Below are 17711 nucleotides of genomic sequence, written 5' to 3'. Positions count from 1 at the left end.
CAGAGCGAGGCTCAGCTCTTCACGGCCCCCGCCGTGAGCCCCTTGATCATCTGTCGCTGGAGGAAGAGGAAGAGGACGAGGATCGGCAGCATGGCCAGCACGGTGCCCGCCATGACCGGCCCCCAGTTCGTGACGCCGTCATTGTTCTGGAGGAACGTCAGGCCGACCGGCAACGGCGCCGTCGACTCGTCGTCGGACATCAGGAAGGGCCAGAGGTACTCGTTCCACTCGTTGACCACGGTGATGAGTGCGAAGGCCACGAGGGTCGGCCACGACATCGGCATGACGACGCGCCAGAGCAGCTTCATCGGCCCGGCGCCGTCGAGGCGCGCGGCCTCGATGATCTCGCCGGGCAGGCTGAGGAACTGGTTGCGCATGAGGAACGTGCCGAAGGCGACGCCCGCGAGCGGGATGATGATGCCCTGGAAGGTGTTGCGCCAGCCGAGCTGGGCGACGAGGGCGTAGTTGCTGATCACCGTGATCTGGTTGGGCACCATGAGCGCCGCGATGACGACGAGGAAGACGACCGAGCGTCCCGGGAAGCGCAGCAGCGAGAGGGCGTACGCGCTGATGACGCCGAGCACGATCTTGGCGACCGAGGTCGCCGACGTGATGATGACCGAGTTGCGGACGTAGTCGAAGAACGGGATGCGGGTCGTCAGCTCCCGGTAGTTCTGCCCCGTCACGGGGTCCGGCCACCACTGGGCCGGCCGGACGTAGATGTCACCCCGTTCCTTGAACGAGGTGAGCAGGATCCAGAAGAGCGGCACGGCGATGACGAGGACGACGAGGACCATGCCGGCGTAGCCCGCCGCGGTCCAGAGGGGCCCGCGGTGGTGCGTCGACGCCTCGGCGTGGTGCGACGCACGCCGCCGCCTGCCGCGCCGGGCCGTCTGCGGGAGCTGCTCGTCGTCGAGGGACCCCACGATGGTCGGCGTGCTCATGCCTGCTTCCCCCTGTCCATGAAGCGCACCTGGACGACCGTGACGACGAGCAGGATGACGAACATGATGGTGGCGACGGTGGCACCGTAGCCGGCGCGCTGGTTGACGAACGTCTCCTGGTAGACCTGGTAGACGAGCGTGGTCGTGCCGTTGCCCTGCGGACCGCCACGTGTCATGACGTTGATGATGTCGAAGACCTGGACCGAGCTGAGCAGCACCGTGATCGACAGGAAGAACGTCGTCGGGCGCAGCTGGGGCATCAGGACGCGACGAAAGCGCGTCCACGCCGTGGCGCCGTCGATCTCGGCCGCCTCGTCGAGGTCGGCGCGCCGGCCCTGCAGCGCGGCCAGGTAGATGACGAAGGTGTAGCCGAGGTTCTTCCAGATGTAGGTGACGGTCACCATGAACAGCGCCCAGCCGGGCTCCTGGTAGAAGTCCGGCGAGGCGACCCCGATCCGCGCGAGCAGGTCACGGACGAGGCCGAACTGCGGGTCGAAGACGAACTGGAACGCGATGCCGATGGCCGCGCCGGAGATGACGAAGGGCGCGAAGACGATGGAGCGGACGAGGTTGCGCCCCCTGAGCTTCTGGTCCAGCAGCAGCGCGAGACCGAGCCCGACCGCCATCGAGATGCCGACCGTGGCGATGGTGAAGACGAGCGTGTTGCGCACGATGATCTTCGTGTCGTCACGGCCGAACCACTCGATGTAGTTCGACAGGCCCACGGGGTTGGCGATGGGCGAGGAGATGTTCCAGTCGGTGAACGACAGCCTGATGTTGTCGAGCAGCGGACGGTACGTGAAGACGATGAGCAGCAGGAGGTTGGGCAGCAGCAGGAGGGCCGCGAGCGACCACTCCCACGCCCGACCGCTCGACCGTCGCGGGGGTGGCCCCACCTCGGGCGGGGGTCCCCCGGACCCGGGCGTGGCGCTCTGGGGCTGGGTCACCGATGACTGCACCCGGCAAACCTAGCCGCGGGGATGCACCGATTGCGGCTTTGGTGCGTCAGGCATTCAACACGTGTCTGAACTCCTGTCGCGACGAGCACACGTGTCCGTGCAGGACCTCACGCCGGGCGCTTCTCACCGGCAGTGACGGGCACGGCGATCCGGTTGCCCGTCACCGGTCCCGGACACGTGCCGTACGCGGTGAAGGCGAACGGGAGGTTGACGGCCCGGTTGAAGTCGACGACGACGTTGCCGTCGAGGTCCGGGGGCGACGTCGTGACGGTGCGCCAGGGCGCCGAGAGCGAGCCGTTCGTCGCGTCGTGGAAGAGGAGTCCGAGGCCCTCTCCTGCGCCGACCGCGCTGAGACGGTGCCGCACACCGTCGATGTCGACGTCGACGGTGCCGACGACCGTGGTGTGCTGGACGAGGTCATGACGGGCGGAGCGCACCTCCACCCGCGCCGGGGGGTCTGCGGCCGTGAACCGTCCCGGGCGCACCCAGTCCGGATCGTGCTCCCACGTCGGCACGCCGTCGAACTTCTGGCGCGTCGTGGCCCGCGGGTCTCGGGTACGCACCGCGAGCCGGCCTCCCCTCCGGAGCAGCTCGACGATGCGCTCGCCGTGCCGCACCCACAGCCGCGACCCTGCCTCCTCGACGTCCGCAGAGGCCCACCCGGCGATGGGCTCGCCGTCGATGCTCAGGCCCTCGCTCGCGGTCGCTTCGACGTTCGCACCCGAGCCGTCGGCCCACCACCGGCCCGGCAGGCCGGGCAGGCTCGTCCGGCGGTCCGGCAGCCAGGCGAAGCCGGTCAGCGAGAGCCAGCCGTGCTCCTTCGCGAGATCGCGCTCGCGAGCAGCACGCCACGCGAGCCACTCGTCCCGGGTGCTCATGCGACGGCCTCGCGGTCGGCCGGCGTCGTGGCGGCGGTCGCTGCCTCCCGACGCGCGACCTCCTCGCGCACGAGCGGGATGACGTGCCGCCCGACGTCCACGGCGTCGTCGTAGAGGTGGTAGCCCCGGGCCGAGAAGATCCGCACCCCGAGGTCGTAGTAGTCGAGCAGCGCCGCGGCGACGGTCTCGGGCGTGCCGACGAGGGCCGTGGAGTTGCCTCCGCCTCCGGTCGCGGCGGACGTCGCGGTCCAGAGGGCGCGGTCGTGGCGCTCCCCCGCCTCCGCGGCCGCGAGCAGGCGTTGCGAGCCTGCGTTCTCGGGCTGGGACCCGCTGCGGCGCAGTCGGCCCCGCGAGGCGGACTCGCCCGCGGCCTGGTGCGCACGGATGTCGCCGAGCGTGCGCTCGGCCTTCTCCCAGGCCAGCTCGTCCGTGGCGCCGAGGATCGGTCGGAAGGCGACCTGGACCGTCGGGAGAGGCCGCCCGGCTGCCGCGGCAGCGGCGCGGATCGTCTCGATCTGCTCCGCCGTCCCGGCGAGCGGCTCGCCCCAGAGCGCGAAGACGTCCGCCTCCTGCGCCCCGACGGCGTATGCCGCCGGGCTCGACCCGCCGAAAGAGATCCGTGGGCGCGGGGTCTGGAGCGGCTTGATGTCAGCGAGGAAGTTCTCGAACCGGTAGTGCTCACCGTCGAAGTCGAACGGCTCGTCGCTCGTCCACGCCTGCTTGAGGATCTGGATGAACTCCCGGGTGCGGGCGTAGCGCGCGTCCTTGCCGAGGTGGTCACCCTCGGCGGCCTGGTCCGCGGTGCTGCCGCCGGTGATGACGTGGACCTCGAAACGGCCCGTGCTGATGTGGTCGAGCGTGGCGAAGGTCTTGGCCGTCAGCGTCGGGTAGGCGGTGTTGGGCCGGTGAGCCACGACGAGGTTGAGCCGCTCGGTGTGGGCCGCCACGTGCGCGGCGACCAGGGCGGGGTCGGGCGAGCCGGAGTGGTACGCGAAGAGGACGCGGTCCCACCCGTTGTCCTCGTGGGCTCGGGCGAGCTTGACGGCATACGGGAGGTCGAGGGCGCCGGCGCTGCGGGCCCTCGTCTCCGTGCCGTCGTGGTTGGCGGCGATGCCGAGGAACTCAACTGGCATGGCGGTGGTCCTTGTCTCTCGTGGTCGGAACTGCGGGCGGGGCAAGTCGGAGGCGGGCGGTGGCACGGTCGCTGACGGCGACGGTGAGCAGGTCGCGGGCGACGGCGTCGTTCTGGCGGAAGCCGGGCCCGTTGAAGCGAGGGCGGGAGAAGCCCCCAGCACCGGCAGAGCCCGACACGGCGGGCCCGAGGAGGTACCGGCGGGGGTGCACGGTGCCGTCAGCGCGGACGGCGCGCGCTCTGGGATCGGCGACGAGCTGCCCCGCACCGAGGGCTGTTCCGTCGGCGCCCATGGCGGGTTGCGAGCGCAGCTCGCGCCGGGCCAGCAGCCCGGCGACGAGGGGGTCGGTGACGAGGGAGCTGTCGGGGCGGGGCAGGCGTGCGTCCACGGCGGCATGCGCCCGGACCACGCGGTCTCCGGACCTCCCGACGAAGGCACCGTCCTCGATCCCGAGCTCGAGGTCGGGGCCGAGGAAGCGGACGACGCCGGCTCGGTGCAGCGCGAGCAGCTCGGTGAGTCGCCGAGGCGGCGGCCCGCTCGCGAGGAACGAGAAGAGGCCGTGGAAGTGGCCCTCGACGTGGCGAACCCGGTCGTCGTCGAGGAGGCGCCCCGAGACGACGAGCTCCGCCAGGGCGGCATACACCCCGAGGAGCGTGTCGAAGACGGCACGGTCGCTAGACCGCGACGGGTCGGCGCGCCGGACGACGTCGAGGCGGATGTATTCGGCGACGACGCGCTCGACGTCGGCAGGCCGCGTGGCGTGGTCGGTGACTGCGCGGAGAGGGCGGTCGATCCGCTCGATGTCGAAGACGTCCTCGGGGTTCGCGAGGTGCGTCAGGGCGACGGCTGCGAGCTCACCGCTGGTGGCGTCGGCCGTGACCAGGGCGCGCTCGAGCGCCTCGAAGGTGCCGCGGGTCCGCTCGGGATGGGCCTCGAAGAGCCGCCGGTAGTGCGCCACCGCCAGCTCGAGCACGACGAGTGGCCAGACCTGGGTGCGGTAGTCCAGGGCCGCAGTGCCCCCGCCGAGGGCTGTGAGGCGCTCACGGGTCAGGTGTCGCAGGGAGGCCGGTCCGGAGGCGGGCGCTCGCACCTCGTAGCCGAGCTTGGCGTGGTACGGCACGCCACGACGGGAGCCGACGTGCAGGACCGGCTCGCGCCCGCTCGGGTGGTAGGTCAGCTGCGTGCCCTCGCCGGTGAACGTCCCGCCGCGGCCCTCGCCGAGGAGGACGACGAGGTCGATGAAGGCCAGACCCATGCCGCGGACGACGACGGGCTCGCCCGGACGCAGGCCCTCGAGGTCGAGGTCGGCCGTGTGACCCGGCGGGACGTAGGTGAGCCCGTGTGACGCTGCCTCGTCGAGCAGCCGCTGCTCGTCCGGCCCGGGCGCCTGGTCGAGATAGCCCTGGGCGAGCACGACGAGGTCGCCCTCGAGCACCGCACCACGGGCGAGGGTGACCCGCTGGTGACCCCCCTCGGCGTCGGCCCCGTGCAGCTCGACGGCCCGGTCCGCATGGACGTGGACGGTGACGTGCTCCGGCAGGGTCGAGACGACTCGTCGCCAGGCCCACTCGAGGTAGTCGGCCTGGACGACGCGCGGCGCGAAGTCACGCGCCGACAGGGCCAAGGCGGCCGCGCTCGCGTCCGGACCGGCCGCCCACTCGGCGAGGGACGGCCCGGGCACGACCGGGCCTTCGCAGGTGACGGACGCGTCGGTGAAGACCGTGACGTCCTGCGCCTCGGAGTTCATCCAGAGCAGGGGCGACTGGGCCGACCGCCAGATGCGGCCGCCGCCCGGCGGGTGCGGGTCCACGACGTGCACCTCCACCCGCTCTCTCGGGCGGCCCACCACGCCGGCGTTGGCGCCGATGCGCTCGACGAGGCCCAGCGCACGTGGTCCGGCGCCGACGACGATGACCCGTCGGTCGGTCACGCCGCACCCCAGTCCGGGTAGGAGCGCAGACCCGCGGCCTCCACCGTCGCCGCGGTCGCTCCGACGGCCGCGGCGACCGCAGCGCCATCCACGATGGCGCGGTCCGATACCCCTGCGGCTGAGGCGGATCGGACGGTCCCGGCAGGCAGCTCCTTGTCGAAGGCGTGTGGGCCGATCGACTCCGGGTCGCCGTGCAGGTCGAAGGCCGGCACGTAGCCGGCCGCGAGGTAGAGGGCACGGGCCTCCGGCTGGCGCGGACCCGTGGTGAGGTGGATCCTCCGATAGCCCAGGGCCGCCGCGGCCTTCTCGAGCTCGAGCAGGACGCGGCGGGCGAGGCCCTGCCGCCGGAACTGTGCGTTGGTCCAGACCCGCTTCACCTCGGCCGTCTGCTCGTCGTAGCGGCGGATCGCGCCGCCGGCGATCGTCTGCCCGCCACGGAGGATGACGACGAACGCCCCCTGGGGTCCCTCGAAGTCGCTGACCGGGACCTCCGTCAGCTGGGTGTGCGGCGTCGACAGGCCGTAGCGCGTGCCGTACTCGACGACGAGGTCCTCGAGCAACGGGGCCGCGACGTCGTCGTGCGGGGACACCCGCAGCACGACGTCGTCGTCGAGGGCGGGCGACTCGTCGCGGCGGTGCCGTGCGACGTGCGACAGGAACGACTCCGTCACCTGGTGAAGGGCTCGGGACGCGGCCTCCGAGAGCAGCACGCCCCCGTCGGACGGGAAGACCTGCACGTCGGACGCCAGGACGAACCAGCCCTGGGTGACGTGCTCGGCGCCGAGCGACACGAGGACCGGGCGCAGCGCGTAGTCGACGGCGAGGACGTGCGCCGCGCTGCCGCCGGTGGCGACGGGCAGCACCGACTTGCCACGCAACGCGTACTGCGGGAGCACGTCGAGCAGCGTCTTGAGCAGTCCGGTGTAGGCCGCCTTGTAGACGGGGGTCGTGACGACGACGGCGTCCGCCGCGTCGATCTGCGCGACGACCGCGGCGATCCGCGGATCCGATACGTCGGCGCGCAGCAGCGCCTCAGCGGGCAGGTCACGGATGACGACACGCTGGACGACGTGACCGCGCACGGTGAGGCGGCGTTCGATGTGGCCGAGGACGGCGTCCGTGCGGGACGCCGCGGACGGGCTCGAGGCGAGGGTGACGATGGTGGCCATGTCAGTCCCTCACTGGTCCGAGGTCTCGGTCGGCTTGGGCAGCCCTGCGGGGTTGACCTCGGAGGCCGGGACCGCCTCGGCGGTCAGGCCCCAACGCGCGAGGACCTTGCCGTAGCTGCCGTCCGCGATGGCGGCGTTGATGGCGTCGGAGACGGGCTTGGCCAGGCCGTTGCCCCTCTTCGTCAGGACCCCGACCTTCCCGGGGATCGGGAAGCTCGACGACACGGTGCCGACGATCTGCGTCTTCCCGGCCGTGACGACGTGGTACGTCGCCGTGGGGTTCGGGCCGAGGTAGAGGTCGATGCGTCCGGAGTCGAGGGCGAGGTAGTACTCCGTCGCGCCCTGGTAGTAGACGAGCTCGGCCGGTGCTCGGCCGGCCTTCTCGTTCGCCTCGTTCCAGCGCAGCAGGATCGCCTCCTGCAGGGTGCCCGATCCGACGGCCACCTTCTGGCCCGCGATGTCGGCAGGACCCCGCACGTGGAGCGTCGAGCCCTTCTTCGCCTCGAACGCGTGCAGCCCGAGCCGGTACGTCGCGAAGTCGTACTTCTCCTTGCGCTCCTCCGAGACGCCGACGTTGGAGATCGCGACCTGGTACGTGCCCGAGTCCACGCCGATGAAGAGGTTCTCCCAGCTCGTCGTCCGGACGTCGGGCGCGAGACCGAGGACGTCCGCGACGAGGTGGGCCACGTCGACCTCCACCCCGATCGGGGTCTTGTTGTCGTCCGCCGTGAACGCCAGAGGAGGTATGCCGCCGCCGGAGCCGCCGCTGCCGATGACCAGGGTGCCCCTGGCCCTGACGTCGGCCGGCAGGGTGGCGGCGATCTCCGGGTGCAGGGTGCCCGCCGGGCGCTTCGCGTGGGCCGAGGTGTCGAAGGAGACCGGAAGGACCTTCGAGTCGCCGAGAGACGTGGGGTCCACCCGCGTCGTCCCGGTGCCGACCGGGTCGGCGCAGGCTCCGAGCCCACCGACGGTCGACAGGACGGCGGTCGCGACGACGACTGCCCGGCGACGAGCAGGTGCATGGGTCTGGCTGTGGTGCATGGCGATTCGTCTCCTGGTTCGTGGGGGGCTCAGTCGGTCTTGGGCAGGCCGGGCGGGTTGATCTCGGACTTCGCGAGGCCCTCTGTGCTGAGGTTCCAGCGCTGGAGCACCTTCGCGTAGCTGCCGTCGGCGATCGCCGAGTTGATGGCGGCGGCATAGGGCGCGGCGAGACCGGAGCCCTTCTTCGTCAGCACGGCGATGAGTCCCTGGAGGGAGTCACCGGCGCCCGAGAAGTGGCCGATGGCCTCGGTCTGGCCGGCCGTGGCGACGTGGTAGGCGACGCTCGGGTTCGGTCCGAAGTACGCGTCGATCCGGTGCGACGCCAGGGCCAGGTAGTAGTCCGTCTGCGACTGGAAGTACTTCACCTCGGCGGGCGCGAGGCCCGCCTCGACGTTGGCCTCGTTCCAGTCGAGCAGGATCTTCTCCTGGTTGGTGCCGGAACCGACGGCGATGGTCTTGCCGGCGATGTCCTTGCCGCTCGTGACCTTCCAGGTGCCACCCGTGGGCGCCTCGAAGGCGAGGTCGTCCTTGCGGTACGTGGCGAAGTCGTACTTCTCCTTGCGTTCCTCCGTGACCGTGACGTTGGTCAGGGCGACGTCGTAGCGACCTGAGTCGATGCCGAGGAAGACGTTCTCCCAGCTGGTCGCCGGCGTCTCGACCCTGAGTCCCAGCTTGTCGGCGAACAGGTGCGCGAGGTCGACCTCGACGCCGATGACGGTCTTGTCGTCGTCGGCCGTGAAGACCAGCGGAGGCGTGCCCCCACCCGCCCCGGCGTTGGCGGCCGTGATGGTGCCCCGCTCTCGGACGGCCGCCGGCAGCAGGGCCGCGGCCTTCTCGTCCTTGGTGGCCGTGATCCGCTTCTGGTCCGGCGAGGTGTTGACGGCCGGGCCCGCCTGCGCGGTCGAGCCGGCCGGACCGCCCGAGCTGGCCTCGGCTGCTCCGGAGCAGGCGGAGAGCGCGACGGCGGTGGCGACCGCGAGGACGGTGACGGCATACGTCGTCGGGCGGTGGACGGCGTGGGGACGTGTGGGCATGAGGACTCCTCTCGGCACCCGGAGGGTGCGAGTCATGGATGGCCGGTGCGGCCTGGGGTGTGGGTGGTCGGTGGTGGCGTCAGAGGACGCGGTCGAGGAAGGCTCGGGTGCGTTCGTGGGTGGGGTGGTCGATGACCTGCTCGGGCGGTCCCTGCTCGACGACGCGCCCGCCGTCGAGGAAGACGACGGTGTCGGCGACCTCGCGGGCGAAGCCGACCTCGTGCGTCACGACGACGAGAGTGGCCCCGTCGCGGGCCAGCTCCTTGATGACGGCGAGGACCTCGCCGACGAGCTCGGGGTCGAGGGCCGAGGTCGGCTCGTCGAAGAGGATGACGTCGGGCTGCAGCGCGAGGGCACGGGCGATGGCGACCCGCTGCTGCTGACCACCGGAGAGCTGGCGCGGGTAGGCAGCAGCCTTGTCCGCCAGACCGACTCGCTCCAGGAGCGTCCTGGCCTCGACCTCGACCTCGGAGCGCTTGCGGTGCTGCGCCGACACCGGTGCCTCGACGACGTTCTCGAGCACGGTGAGGTGCGGGAAGAGGTTGAACTGCTGGAAGACGAAGCCGATGCGGCTGCGCTGGCGCAGGATGTCGCGCTCGGGCAGCTCGTGCAGGCGGTCGCCCACCCGGCGGTAGCCGATGAGCGTGCCGTTGACCCGGACCTGGCCCCGGTCGATCTTCTCGAGGTGGTTGATGGTGCGCAGCAGCGTGGACTTGCCCGACCCCGACGGTCCGAGGACGACCGTGACGGTGCCCTCGGCCAGTTCGAGGTCGACGTCGTCGAGCACCCGGTGGGCCCCGAACGACTTCGTGACGCCGCGGAGGTCGACGGCGGCGGTCACCGGCCGACCGCCTCGGGACGTCGCGCTGCCTGGGTCGCGATGCCGGCCCACCGGGCCCGGAGCCGCTGGAGCGGTGTGGGCGGCAGGGACCGCGCACTGCCTCGGGCGAAGTGCCGCTCGACGTAGTACTGCCCGATGGACAGGAGCGTCGTGAGGATGATGTACCAGACGGTCGCCACGAGCAGCAGCGGCACGACCCGGGAGTTGCGGCCGTAGATGACCTGGACCTGGTAGAAGAGCTCCGGGATCGCGAGGACCGAGACGATCGAGGTGCCCTTGAAGAGGCTGATCACCTCGTTGGCCGCGTTGGGCAGGATCGAGCGCATCGCCTGCGGCAGCACGATCCTCGTGAGCTGACGGCGCCGCGGGATGCCCAGCGCCGATGCCGCTTCGCGCTGCCCCTCGTCGACGGAGAGGATGCCTCCGCGGATGATCTCCGCCGCGTAGGCCGCCTGGTGCAGGGCGAGGCCGAGCACGGCCGCGCCGAGGGCCCCGAGGAGGTCGTTGGTCTCGACGCTGGCGAAGGACGGGCCGAACGGGACGCCGACGCTGATGGTCTGGTAGAGGTAGGCGATGTTGAACCAGAAGAGCAGCTGCACGATGAGCGGGATCGACCGGAACGCCCAGATGTAGGCCCACGCCACGGTCCGCAGGAACGCGTTGGACGAGAGACGCATCGCCGCGAGGACGAGCCCCAGGGCGAAGCCGGCCACGGTCCCGAGGACCGTGAGCTGGATCGTCGTGCCGAGGGCCCGGACGACCGTCTCGGTCGCGAAGTAGCGACCGAAGGTGGGCCAGTCCCAACCGGGGTTGGTGACGAGGCCGTTGACGAACATCGCCACGAGCAGTCCGACACCGGCGACGCCGACCCAGGTCCAGCGGTTGCGCCGCGGGACGACGGTGAGGACGGCCCCGCCTCCGGAGAGCGGGACCGAGTGGGCTGCCGGCTCCGAGGCAGCCGAGGTGGCGGAGATCGACGCGGCCGGCGGCCGCGTGGGCTCAGCGGCCGGAGGCGCCGAGGAGGACGGTGACGCTGTGGTGGTCGGCGGCGCTGAGCGCCGGACCGTGGAGAGGGATGGCACGTGAGGCTCCTGGAAGGATGGCTCGGCACCCGCCACCGGACGGGTGGCAGGGTGCGGCGGCGGCTGCGGGGGTGCGTGCTGGCGACCGGGCGCTGCGGGGTCACCGCTGCGCCACGGGCACCGACCGGCCGACCGAGGTCTCGGCGGCCAGGACGTCGTCAGGGACGACAGAGCGCGCTGGACACGCGGAGCAGGTCGACGTGGCGGCGGAGCACCAGGCGGGTGCTCGTCGTGCGCGCCATGTCGGCTCCTCGGTCCTGGACCCGACCACGTCGAGCCCGCGCTTGCCGTCGCCTGCTGGCGACGGCCTGGTCCTCACCCGGAGCACCCCGCCGCGGTGGAGGGTTGCTGTCCAGCGAGCCGGGGCTTGAGGCTGGAACTCTTGACCTGTCGACGACACTACGAAGGCGCTGGGCAGCCCGTCAATCGTCGAAATGCGTGCTTTCTCCTCGGTGCGCCGGGCCCTTCCACCACACCCAACGACACCGGTTTGTCTGTGCCGCAAGGTAATTCGCGGGCCACGACGCTCTCGTCCAACTCTTAATTCCTAGTGATTCAGTCGGAAATGAGTTCTTAGCCTTCTTGCATCCTGAGACGCGGGGCGCGAAAGAGCCCCGGACCACTGGGGTCCGGGGCTCTTTCAGAGCGGGTCGCTCCGAGCAGTGACTAGCGTCAGTTGCCCGTCAGCTTCTCGCGAAGCGCGGCGAGCGCCTCGTCCGAGGCCAGGGTGCCCTCGACGGGTGCCGGGGCGTTGCGCGGGGCGCGCTCGCCACGGTCGGCGTCAGCGGCCTCGGCCACGTCACCGGTCGCGGACGAGTACGACGTCGCGGAGCCGGCGTTGGCCGCAGCCTCGGCGTCGGCCTTCGTCGCGGCGTCGACCTGGGCCTTGTGGGCCTCCCAGCGAGCGTGGGCGTCGGCGTACTGACGCTCCCACTTCTCACGCTGGGCGTCGAAGCCCTCGAGCCACTCGTTCGTCTCCGAGTCGAAGCCCTCGGGGTACTTGTAGTTGCCCTGCTCGTCGTACTCGGCGGCCATGCCGTAGAGCGTCGGGTCGAACTCCGACGCAGCGACGGCCTGGTCGTTGGCCTGCTTGAGCGACAGCGAGATGCGACGGCGCTCGAGGTCGATGTCGATGACCTTGACGAAGATCTCGTCGCCGACGTTGACGACCTGCTCCGGCAGCTCCACGTGGCGCTCGGCCAGCTCGGAGATGTGGACGAGGCCCTCGATGCCGTCCTCGACGCGCACGAACGCACCGAACGGGACGAGCTTGGTGACCTTGCCGGGGACGACCTGGCCGATGGCGTGCGTGCGAGCGAAGTGCTGCCACGGGTCCTCCTGCGTCGCCTTCAGCGACAGGGAGACACGCTCACGGTCCATGTCGACGTCGAGCACCTCGACGGTGACCTCGGTGCCGACCTCGACGACCTCGGACGGGTGGTCGATGTGCTTCCACGACAGCTCGGAGACGTGGACGAGACCGTCGACGCCGCCGAGGTCCACGAACGCACCGAAGTTGACGATGGAGGACACGACGCCCGAACGGACCTGGCCCTTCTGGAGCTCCTTGAGGAACGTCGTGCGCACCTCGGACTGCGTCTGCTCGAGCCAGGCACGGCGCGACAGGACCACGTTGTTGCGGTTCTTGTCGAGCTCGATGATCTTGGCCTCGATCTCCTTGCCGACGTACGGCTGGAGGTCGCGGACACGGCGCATCTCGACGAGCGAGGCGGGCAGGAAGCCGCGGAGGCCGATGTCGAGGATGAGACCACCCTTGACGACCTCGATGACGGTGCCGGTGACGACGCCGTCCTCCTCCTTGACCTTCTCGATCGTGCCCCAGGCGCGCTCGTACTGCGCACGCTTCTTGGACAGGATCAGACGGCCTTCCTTGTCCTCCTTCTGGAGGACGAGGGCCTCGACCTCGTCACCGACCTTGACGATCTCGCCCGGGTCGACGTCGTGCTTGATGGACAGCTCGCGCGAGGGGATGACGCCCTCGGTCTTGTATCCGATGTCGAGCAGGACCTCGTCCCGGTCGACCTTGACGATGCGACCCTCGACGATGTCGCCGTCGTTGAAGTCCTTGATGGTGGCGTCGATCGCCGCAAGGATGTCTTCCTGAGAGCCGATGTCGTTGATGGCGATCTCAGGCGCGGTCTTCTCGACCGTGTTGGCAGTCATGTAGTAGGAACTCCGATTGTGGACAGTTAGATTGGGGACCTCGTGGCGGCGGACCTGACGGTCTGCGTCTCGAAGCCTTGTGGACAGGTGCAACATTGATCGTGCGCACACGGATGTGCTCGGCAATCCTATCCGCGCTGTCACCAGCCGGTCAAAAGAGAGCACGTATGCCGTGAGCACGCCCACCGAGGCCACCCGTCGTCCCGCTCCCCCGGACGAGACGGCCGCCGCGAACCGCACCTGGTGGGACGGGGAGGCGGCGTCGTACTACGTCGAGCACGGGTCGTTCCTCGGCGACACGGACTTCGTCTGGGGGCCGGAGCGGTTGCGCGAGGAGGATGCGCGGCTGCTCGGGGACCCGGCCGGCCAGGTCGTCCTCGAGATCGGCGCCGGCTCGGGGCAGTGCTCCCGCTGGCTCGCGGCCCACGGCGCCACCGTCGTGGCCACGGACCTGTCGGCCGGCATGGTCGCGACGGGCATGGCCGTCAACGCGGCACTCGGCGACGGCCCGGACGCGGCGACGCCCGTGCCCTTCGCCCAGTGCGACGGACGCGCCCTCCCCTTCGCCGACGCGTCCTTCGATACCGTCTTCACGGCATACGGCGTCGTGCCCTTCGTCGCGGACTCCGACGTCGTCATGGCGGAGGCTGCCCGCGTGCTGCGCCCCGGTGGGCACTTCGTCTTCTCGACGACCCATCCGGTGCGCTGGGCGTTCCCCGACGACCCCGGGCCCGCCGGCCTGACGGCGCGCCACTCCTACTTCGACCGCACGCCCTACGTCGAGCAGGACGACGAGGGCCACGCGACCTACGTCGAGCACCACCGGACGGTGGGCGACCGGGTGCGGGAGATCACCGCGGCCGGGCTCGTCCTCGTCGACCTCGTCGAGCCTGAGTGGCCGGAGGGACACGACGAGCCGTGGGGCGGATGGTCTCCGTTGCGCGGGCGCGTCATTCCCGGCACGGCGATCTTCGTGTGCCACAAGCCCGCCTGACGGCTTCGGCCCGGCGACGACGGCGTCCCGACACGAGGGCGTCCCGACACGAGGGCGTCCCTACACGAGGGCGTCCCGACACGGCGGCGGCCACGGACCCGAGGGATCCGTGGCCGCCGTCGTCACACTGCCGTCAGGGGAAGCGGCGCCGCAGCAGGACCGCGCCTCCGGCGAGGCCGAACACAGCGGCTGCAGCCGCGGTCCGACCCAGGTTCGCCGAGGCCTGCCCATCGACACCGGCGAGCTCGTAGGAGTACGCCGTGGCGCCCATGGCACCCGCGGGGGCCCCGTACGCCATCCCCTCGGCCTTCGCCCGCTGGGCACCGACCTCGATGACCGCGTACTTCTCGCCGTAGTCCGCCGCGGTGGCCTTGCCGGCCGCGACGAGCTTCTTCGTGCCCTCGTCGGAGAGACGCTGCGCGCCGTCCTTGAGCTGTGGCGCGCCGGCCGCGGCGTCGGTCAGGCCGGCGGCGAGCTGGCTCGTGCCGTCCGCCGCGTCGGCAAGACCGTCGGACAGCTGACCGGCGCCGTCACTGAGCTTGCCCGCGCCGTCGTCGAGCTGCCCCGCTCCGTCCGCGAGCTTGCCGACGCCGGCATCGAGCTGACCCGCACCCGTGGCGACCTGGCTCGAGCCGTCGGCGAGCTTCGAAGCGCCCGCACCGAGGTCCTTGGCGCCCTGGGAGACCTGCGACGTGCCGCCGTGCACCTGGTCGGCCCCGACGGTGAGCTGGTCGATGGCGTCGAGCAGGTCGAGGCCACCGAGACCGAGGAGGTCCACGCCGTACTGGAGGTCGTTGACACCCCCGCGCAGCGTCCGGTTCTTCGCCGTGTCGGTCGGGCTGCCGATGCCGCCCTGGACCTTCGTGACGACGCCGTCGACGAGCGTCGACACGCCGGCGTCGACGAGGTCGGCGCCCTCGAGCAGACCGGGCACCGTGGGATCACAGATCCCCTTGAGCGTCGCGTTGCTCAGGCCGCACTCGACCTTGGCGAGCCCGAAGGCCGCGTCGCTCAGCTTGCCCTTGAGCAGACCCAGACCACCCGAGACCTGCCCCAGGCCCGTCGACACCTGACCGAGGCCGCCGGAGACCTGCCCCAGACCGTCCGACACCGATCCCAACCCACCGGCTGCGGCGGTCGTCTTCGTCCGGAGGTCGCCGAGTCCTGCCTGCACCTGCCCGAGGATCCCCTTGCACACCGCGCCACAGTCGGTGGTCTTGGCCAGCGCCACTCCACCGTCGAGCTGGTCGATGCCGCTGCCCGGCTTCAGGGCGTCCTGGAGGCCGGAGCGGACCTGGTCCACGCCACCCTTGGACTGGTCGACCCCACCCTTGGACTGGTCGACCCCGCCCTTGGACTGGTTGACGCCACCCTTGAGCTGGTCGAGGCTGCCGCCGTCCTTGGTGGCCTCCGCCAGGCCGCCGCGGATCTGGTCGACGCCGTCGATGAGGGTTCCGGTCTGGCCCTTGTCGCCCAGCCCGGCCCGCAGCTTCGCGATGCCTGCGTGCAGCGCCTTCGCCTGGTCCGGCAGCCCGCCGATGCCGTCGTAGAGCTGGGTGAGACCGGCATCGACCTGGTCGAGACCGTCGGCCACCTGCGCGAGGCCGTCCAGCAGGGCCGGCGCATTCTCGCCCACGAGGTGCAGACCACCGGCCACCTGGCCGGCGCCGTCGTCGACGCGAGCGGCGCCTCCACTCAGCTTCTGTGCGCCCGCGTCCAGCTGCTGGTTCCCGTCCGCGACCTGACTGGCCCCGTCGGCCAGCTTGGCCGAGCCGTCCTTCGCGTCGCCCGCCCCCGCGCGGAGCTTGGACGTGCCGTCCTTGAGCTGGCCCGCGCCCGTGGCGAGCTCCCGCGAGCCGGGAAGCGCCTGGGCGCCCATCCCCGCGTCGAGCTTCTTGGCACCATCGCGCAGCTGGATCAGGCCCGCGAGGAGCGTGCCCGCGCCGTCACGCAGCTTGAGGAGGTTCGCGTCGATCTCGGTCGCACCGGCTGTCAGGGTGGCACCGGTCGTGGCACCGCCCTTGTAGCTCTCGGCGCCACCCTTGAAGGACGGGCTGTCGAGCGGGCTGACCGGGAGGGCGGACACGGACGCCTTGGGCAGCGTCCCGTCCACGATGTCGGCGGCATACCCGAAGGCTGCCGTAGGCGTGCCGATGGGGCCGAAGAGCGTCATCGTGAAGGTCAGCTTGGTGCCACCGCGCCCGTCACCGGCGAGGTTGGCCTCCTTCGAGCTGACGTTCGTGAAGGTGCCCGGCAGCGTCGTGGTGAGCGAGCCCACCATCGGGATGACGACGTCCTCCGTCGCCGATGCCTGCTTGCCCGTCCCGTCGTCGAAGGTGACGACCTGCGAGGTGCCCGTGACGTTCTTGACCGTGTATCTGACCTCGAGACGGCCGCTGCGGCCGAGCAGGTCACCGGGCTCGACGGGCCGGCCGTCCAGGGTGTAGGCCGCCCGGACCTCGAGCGGCAGCTTCCTCGTGAAGTCGCTGACGGTGCGCAGCTGCTGCTCACCGTCCACGTCGAAGCTGCCGGTCATGACGCCGTCCTTGACGTCGAACCCGCTGAAGCCGTCGAGGTTGCGCAGGCCCTGGGTCTCGATGGGGTTCTGCAGCTCGACGGTTCCGCGGCCCTTCATGGCCACCTGCTCGTAGACGCGTGCGACGTCCACCTTGCCCGTCGCGTCGAGGTAGGCCTGCACCGTCTCCGTGTTGGAGACCTGCACCGAGCCGTCCCCGGCGGCAGCCGCCGGGGACGCGGCCAGCAACAGGAGGGTGGGCATGGTCGCCAGGCCGGCGACGATCGTGGCGAGGGTCCGCTTGCTCACTGTGCTGCTCCCTTCACGAGGTCATCGAGGTCTGTGGTGCTGGAGGAGTCGTCCCGCTGGCCGCGCTGGCCGCGCTCGGCACGCCTCGCGTCGATGGCCGGATCCGGCTGCGCAGACGCGTGCGGCTCCGACTGTGGCGCAAGCAGGTTCGTCGCGAGATAGCCCAGGCCCACCGCAAGGAGCACCGTGGTGGCAGCCGCCGGCGACTCGGTCAGGAACTGCGAGGGCGCGTTGGTGTAGACGGACTCGTAGGCGCCGACGATCGAGGCCGCACCCACGAGCCCGCTCCACAGCGGGAGACGACCACGGCTGACCGCGGCCACGACGGCGATGAGCGCCACGACCACGAAGGCGGCGACGGCACGCCCCGCGGACGAGTCAGGCAGGACGGCGGCACGCAGCGCGAAGCCGAGCCAGGCCAGGAGGAAGCCGGCGAGGAAACCCGCCACCTTGCCCCAGGCGGGACGGTGCGGGACGAGCCCCAGCACACCGCCGAGAGCCGCGCCGAGAAGGGCGACGTGCTCGAGGTCGAGACCGAGCAGGTTGCTCAGTCCGATGATGACCGCCGCAAAGACGGCGAGACACAGACCTGTGACCAGGCTCTTGACCATGTCCACCTCACAGTAAAAGCACCCGTCTCCGATGACGGGTGCAAGTTACCGAGCAGTATGCAGGCGCGATCGGGTGCGTGGTGTGTC

15 protein-coding genes and 1 riboswitch are annotated in these 17711 nt (G+C 71.0%); of the genes, 1 reads left to right on the top strand and 14 read right to left on the bottom strand.

Going from position 1 to position 17711, the window contains the following annotated elements:
- Positions 1-11 precede the first annotated feature (11 nt).
- The 12 genes from NR112_RS15405 to rpsA form a co-directional block, all read right to left on the bottom strand.
- Positions 12-944, bottom strand: coding sequence for a carbohydrate ABC transporter permease (locus NR112_RS15405; protein WP_256795188.1), 933 nt, complete (start codon positions 942-944; stop codon positions 12-14).
- Complete coding sequence (locus NR112_RS15400; protein WP_374512621.1) at positions 941-1840, bottom strand: carbohydrate ABC transporter permease; 900 nt, start codon at positions 1838-1840, stop codon at positions 941-943. The genes NR112_RS15405 and NR112_RS15400 overlap by 4 nt, the downstream gene beginning before the upstream one ends.
- Before the next feature lie 170 nt (positions 1841-2010).
- Entirely contained in the window at positions 2011-2781 is a 771-nt protein-coding gene (locus NR112_RS15395; protein ID WP_256795186.1) for a DUF1684 domain-containing protein, read from the bottom strand.
- The gene (locus NR112_RS15390; RefSeq protein ID WP_256795185.1) at positions 2778-3914 is read right to left on the bottom strand and encodes an LLM class flavin-dependent oxidoreductase; all 1137 of its coding nucleotides are present in this window, start codon (positions 3912-3914) and stop codon (positions 2778-2780) included. Before NR112_RS15390 ends, NR112_RS15395 begins: the two co-directional genes overlap by 4 nt.
- A complete protein-coding gene (locus tag NR112_RS15385) occupies positions 3904-5844 on the bottom strand; it encodes an FAD/NAD(P)-binding protein (protein WP_256795184.1) in 1941 nt (646 codons plus the stop codon). Before NR112_RS15385 ends, NR112_RS15390 begins: the two co-directional genes overlap by 11 nt.
- Complete coding sequence (gene ssuE / locus NR112_RS15380) at positions 5841-7013, bottom strand: NADPH-dependent FMN reductase (protein ID WP_256795183.1); 1173 nt, start codon at positions 7011-7013, stop codon at positions 5841-5843. Before ssuE ends, NR112_RS15385 begins: the two co-directional genes overlap by 4 nt.
- 9 nt (positions 7014-7022) lie before the next feature.
- Positions 7023-8054 (bottom strand): transporter substrate-binding domain-containing protein, encoded by a 1032-nt coding sequence (locus NR112_RS15375; protein WP_256795182.1) that lies wholly within the window; start codon positions 8052-8054, stop codon positions 7023-7025.
- A 29-nt stretch (positions 8055-8083) separates the two neighbouring features.
- Entirely contained in the window at positions 8084-9088 is a 1005-nt protein-coding gene (locus tag NR112_RS15370; protein ID WP_256795181.1) for an ABC transporter substrate-binding protein, read from the bottom strand.
- Between the two features lie 79 nt (positions 9089-9167).
- The gene (locus NR112_RS15365) at positions 9168-9929 is read right to left on the bottom strand and encodes an amino acid ABC transporter ATP-binding protein (protein WP_256795180.1); all 762 of its coding nucleotides are present in this window, start codon (positions 9927-9929) and stop codon (positions 9168-9170) included.
- Positions 9926-11011 carry an amino acid ABC transporter permease gene (locus NR112_RS22985; protein WP_256795179.1) on the bottom strand — a complete coding sequence of 362 codons (1086 nt, stop codon included), beginning with the start codon at positions 11009-11011 and terminating at the stop codon, positions 9926-9928. Before NR112_RS22985 ends, NR112_RS15365 begins: the two co-directional genes overlap by 4 nt.
- Positions 11012-11169: 158 nt before the next feature.
- A complete protein-coding gene (locus NR112_RS23205) occupies positions 11170-11253 on the bottom strand; it encodes a putative leader peptide (RefSeq protein WP_374512618.1) in 84 nt (27 codons plus the stop codon).
- A 33-nt stretch (positions 11254-11286) separates the two neighbouring features.
- Positions 11287-11399: riboswitch (SAM riboswitch) on the bottom strand.
- Between the two features lie 284 nt (positions 11400-11683).
- Positions 11684-13195, bottom strand: coding sequence for a 30S ribosomal protein S1 (gene rpsA, locus NR112_RS15355; protein ID WP_256795178.1), 1512 nt, complete (start codon positions 13193-13195; stop codon positions 11684-11686).
- A 172-nt stretch (positions 13196-13367) separates the two neighbouring features.
- Here rpsA and NR112_RS15350 point away from each other — a divergent pair, with 172 nt between their 5' ends.
- On the top strand, positions 13368-14189 hold the full coding sequence (locus NR112_RS15350) for a class I SAM-dependent methyltransferase (RefSeq protein ID WP_256795177.1): 822 nt from the start codon (positions 13368-13370) through the stop codon (positions 14187-14189).
- A gap of 133 nt (positions 14190-14322) precedes the next feature.
- Here NR112_RS15350 and NR112_RS15345 read toward each other — a convergent pair whose 3' ends face one another.
- Both NR112_RS15345 and NR112_RS15340 read right to left on the bottom strand, forming a co-directional pair.
- Entirely contained in the window at positions 14323-17013 is a 2691-nt protein-coding gene (locus NR112_RS15345; protein WP_256795176.1) for a hypothetical protein, read from the bottom strand.
- Positions 17010-17624, bottom strand: coding sequence for a hypothetical protein (locus tag NR112_RS15340; RefSeq protein WP_256795175.1), 615 nt, complete (start codon positions 17622-17624; stop codon positions 17010-17012). The genes NR112_RS15345 and NR112_RS15340 overlap by 4 nt, the downstream gene beginning before the upstream one ends.
- Positions 17625-17711 lie beyond the last annotated feature (87 nt).

The organism is Terrabacter sp. Ter38, assembly GCF_024519435.1.
In the GTDB taxonomy this organism is placed as follows: domain Bacteria; phylum Actinomycetota; class Actinomycetes; order Actinomycetales; family Dermatophilaceae; genus Terrabacter.
This window is presented reverse-complemented; position numbering and strand designations above follow the sequence as displayed.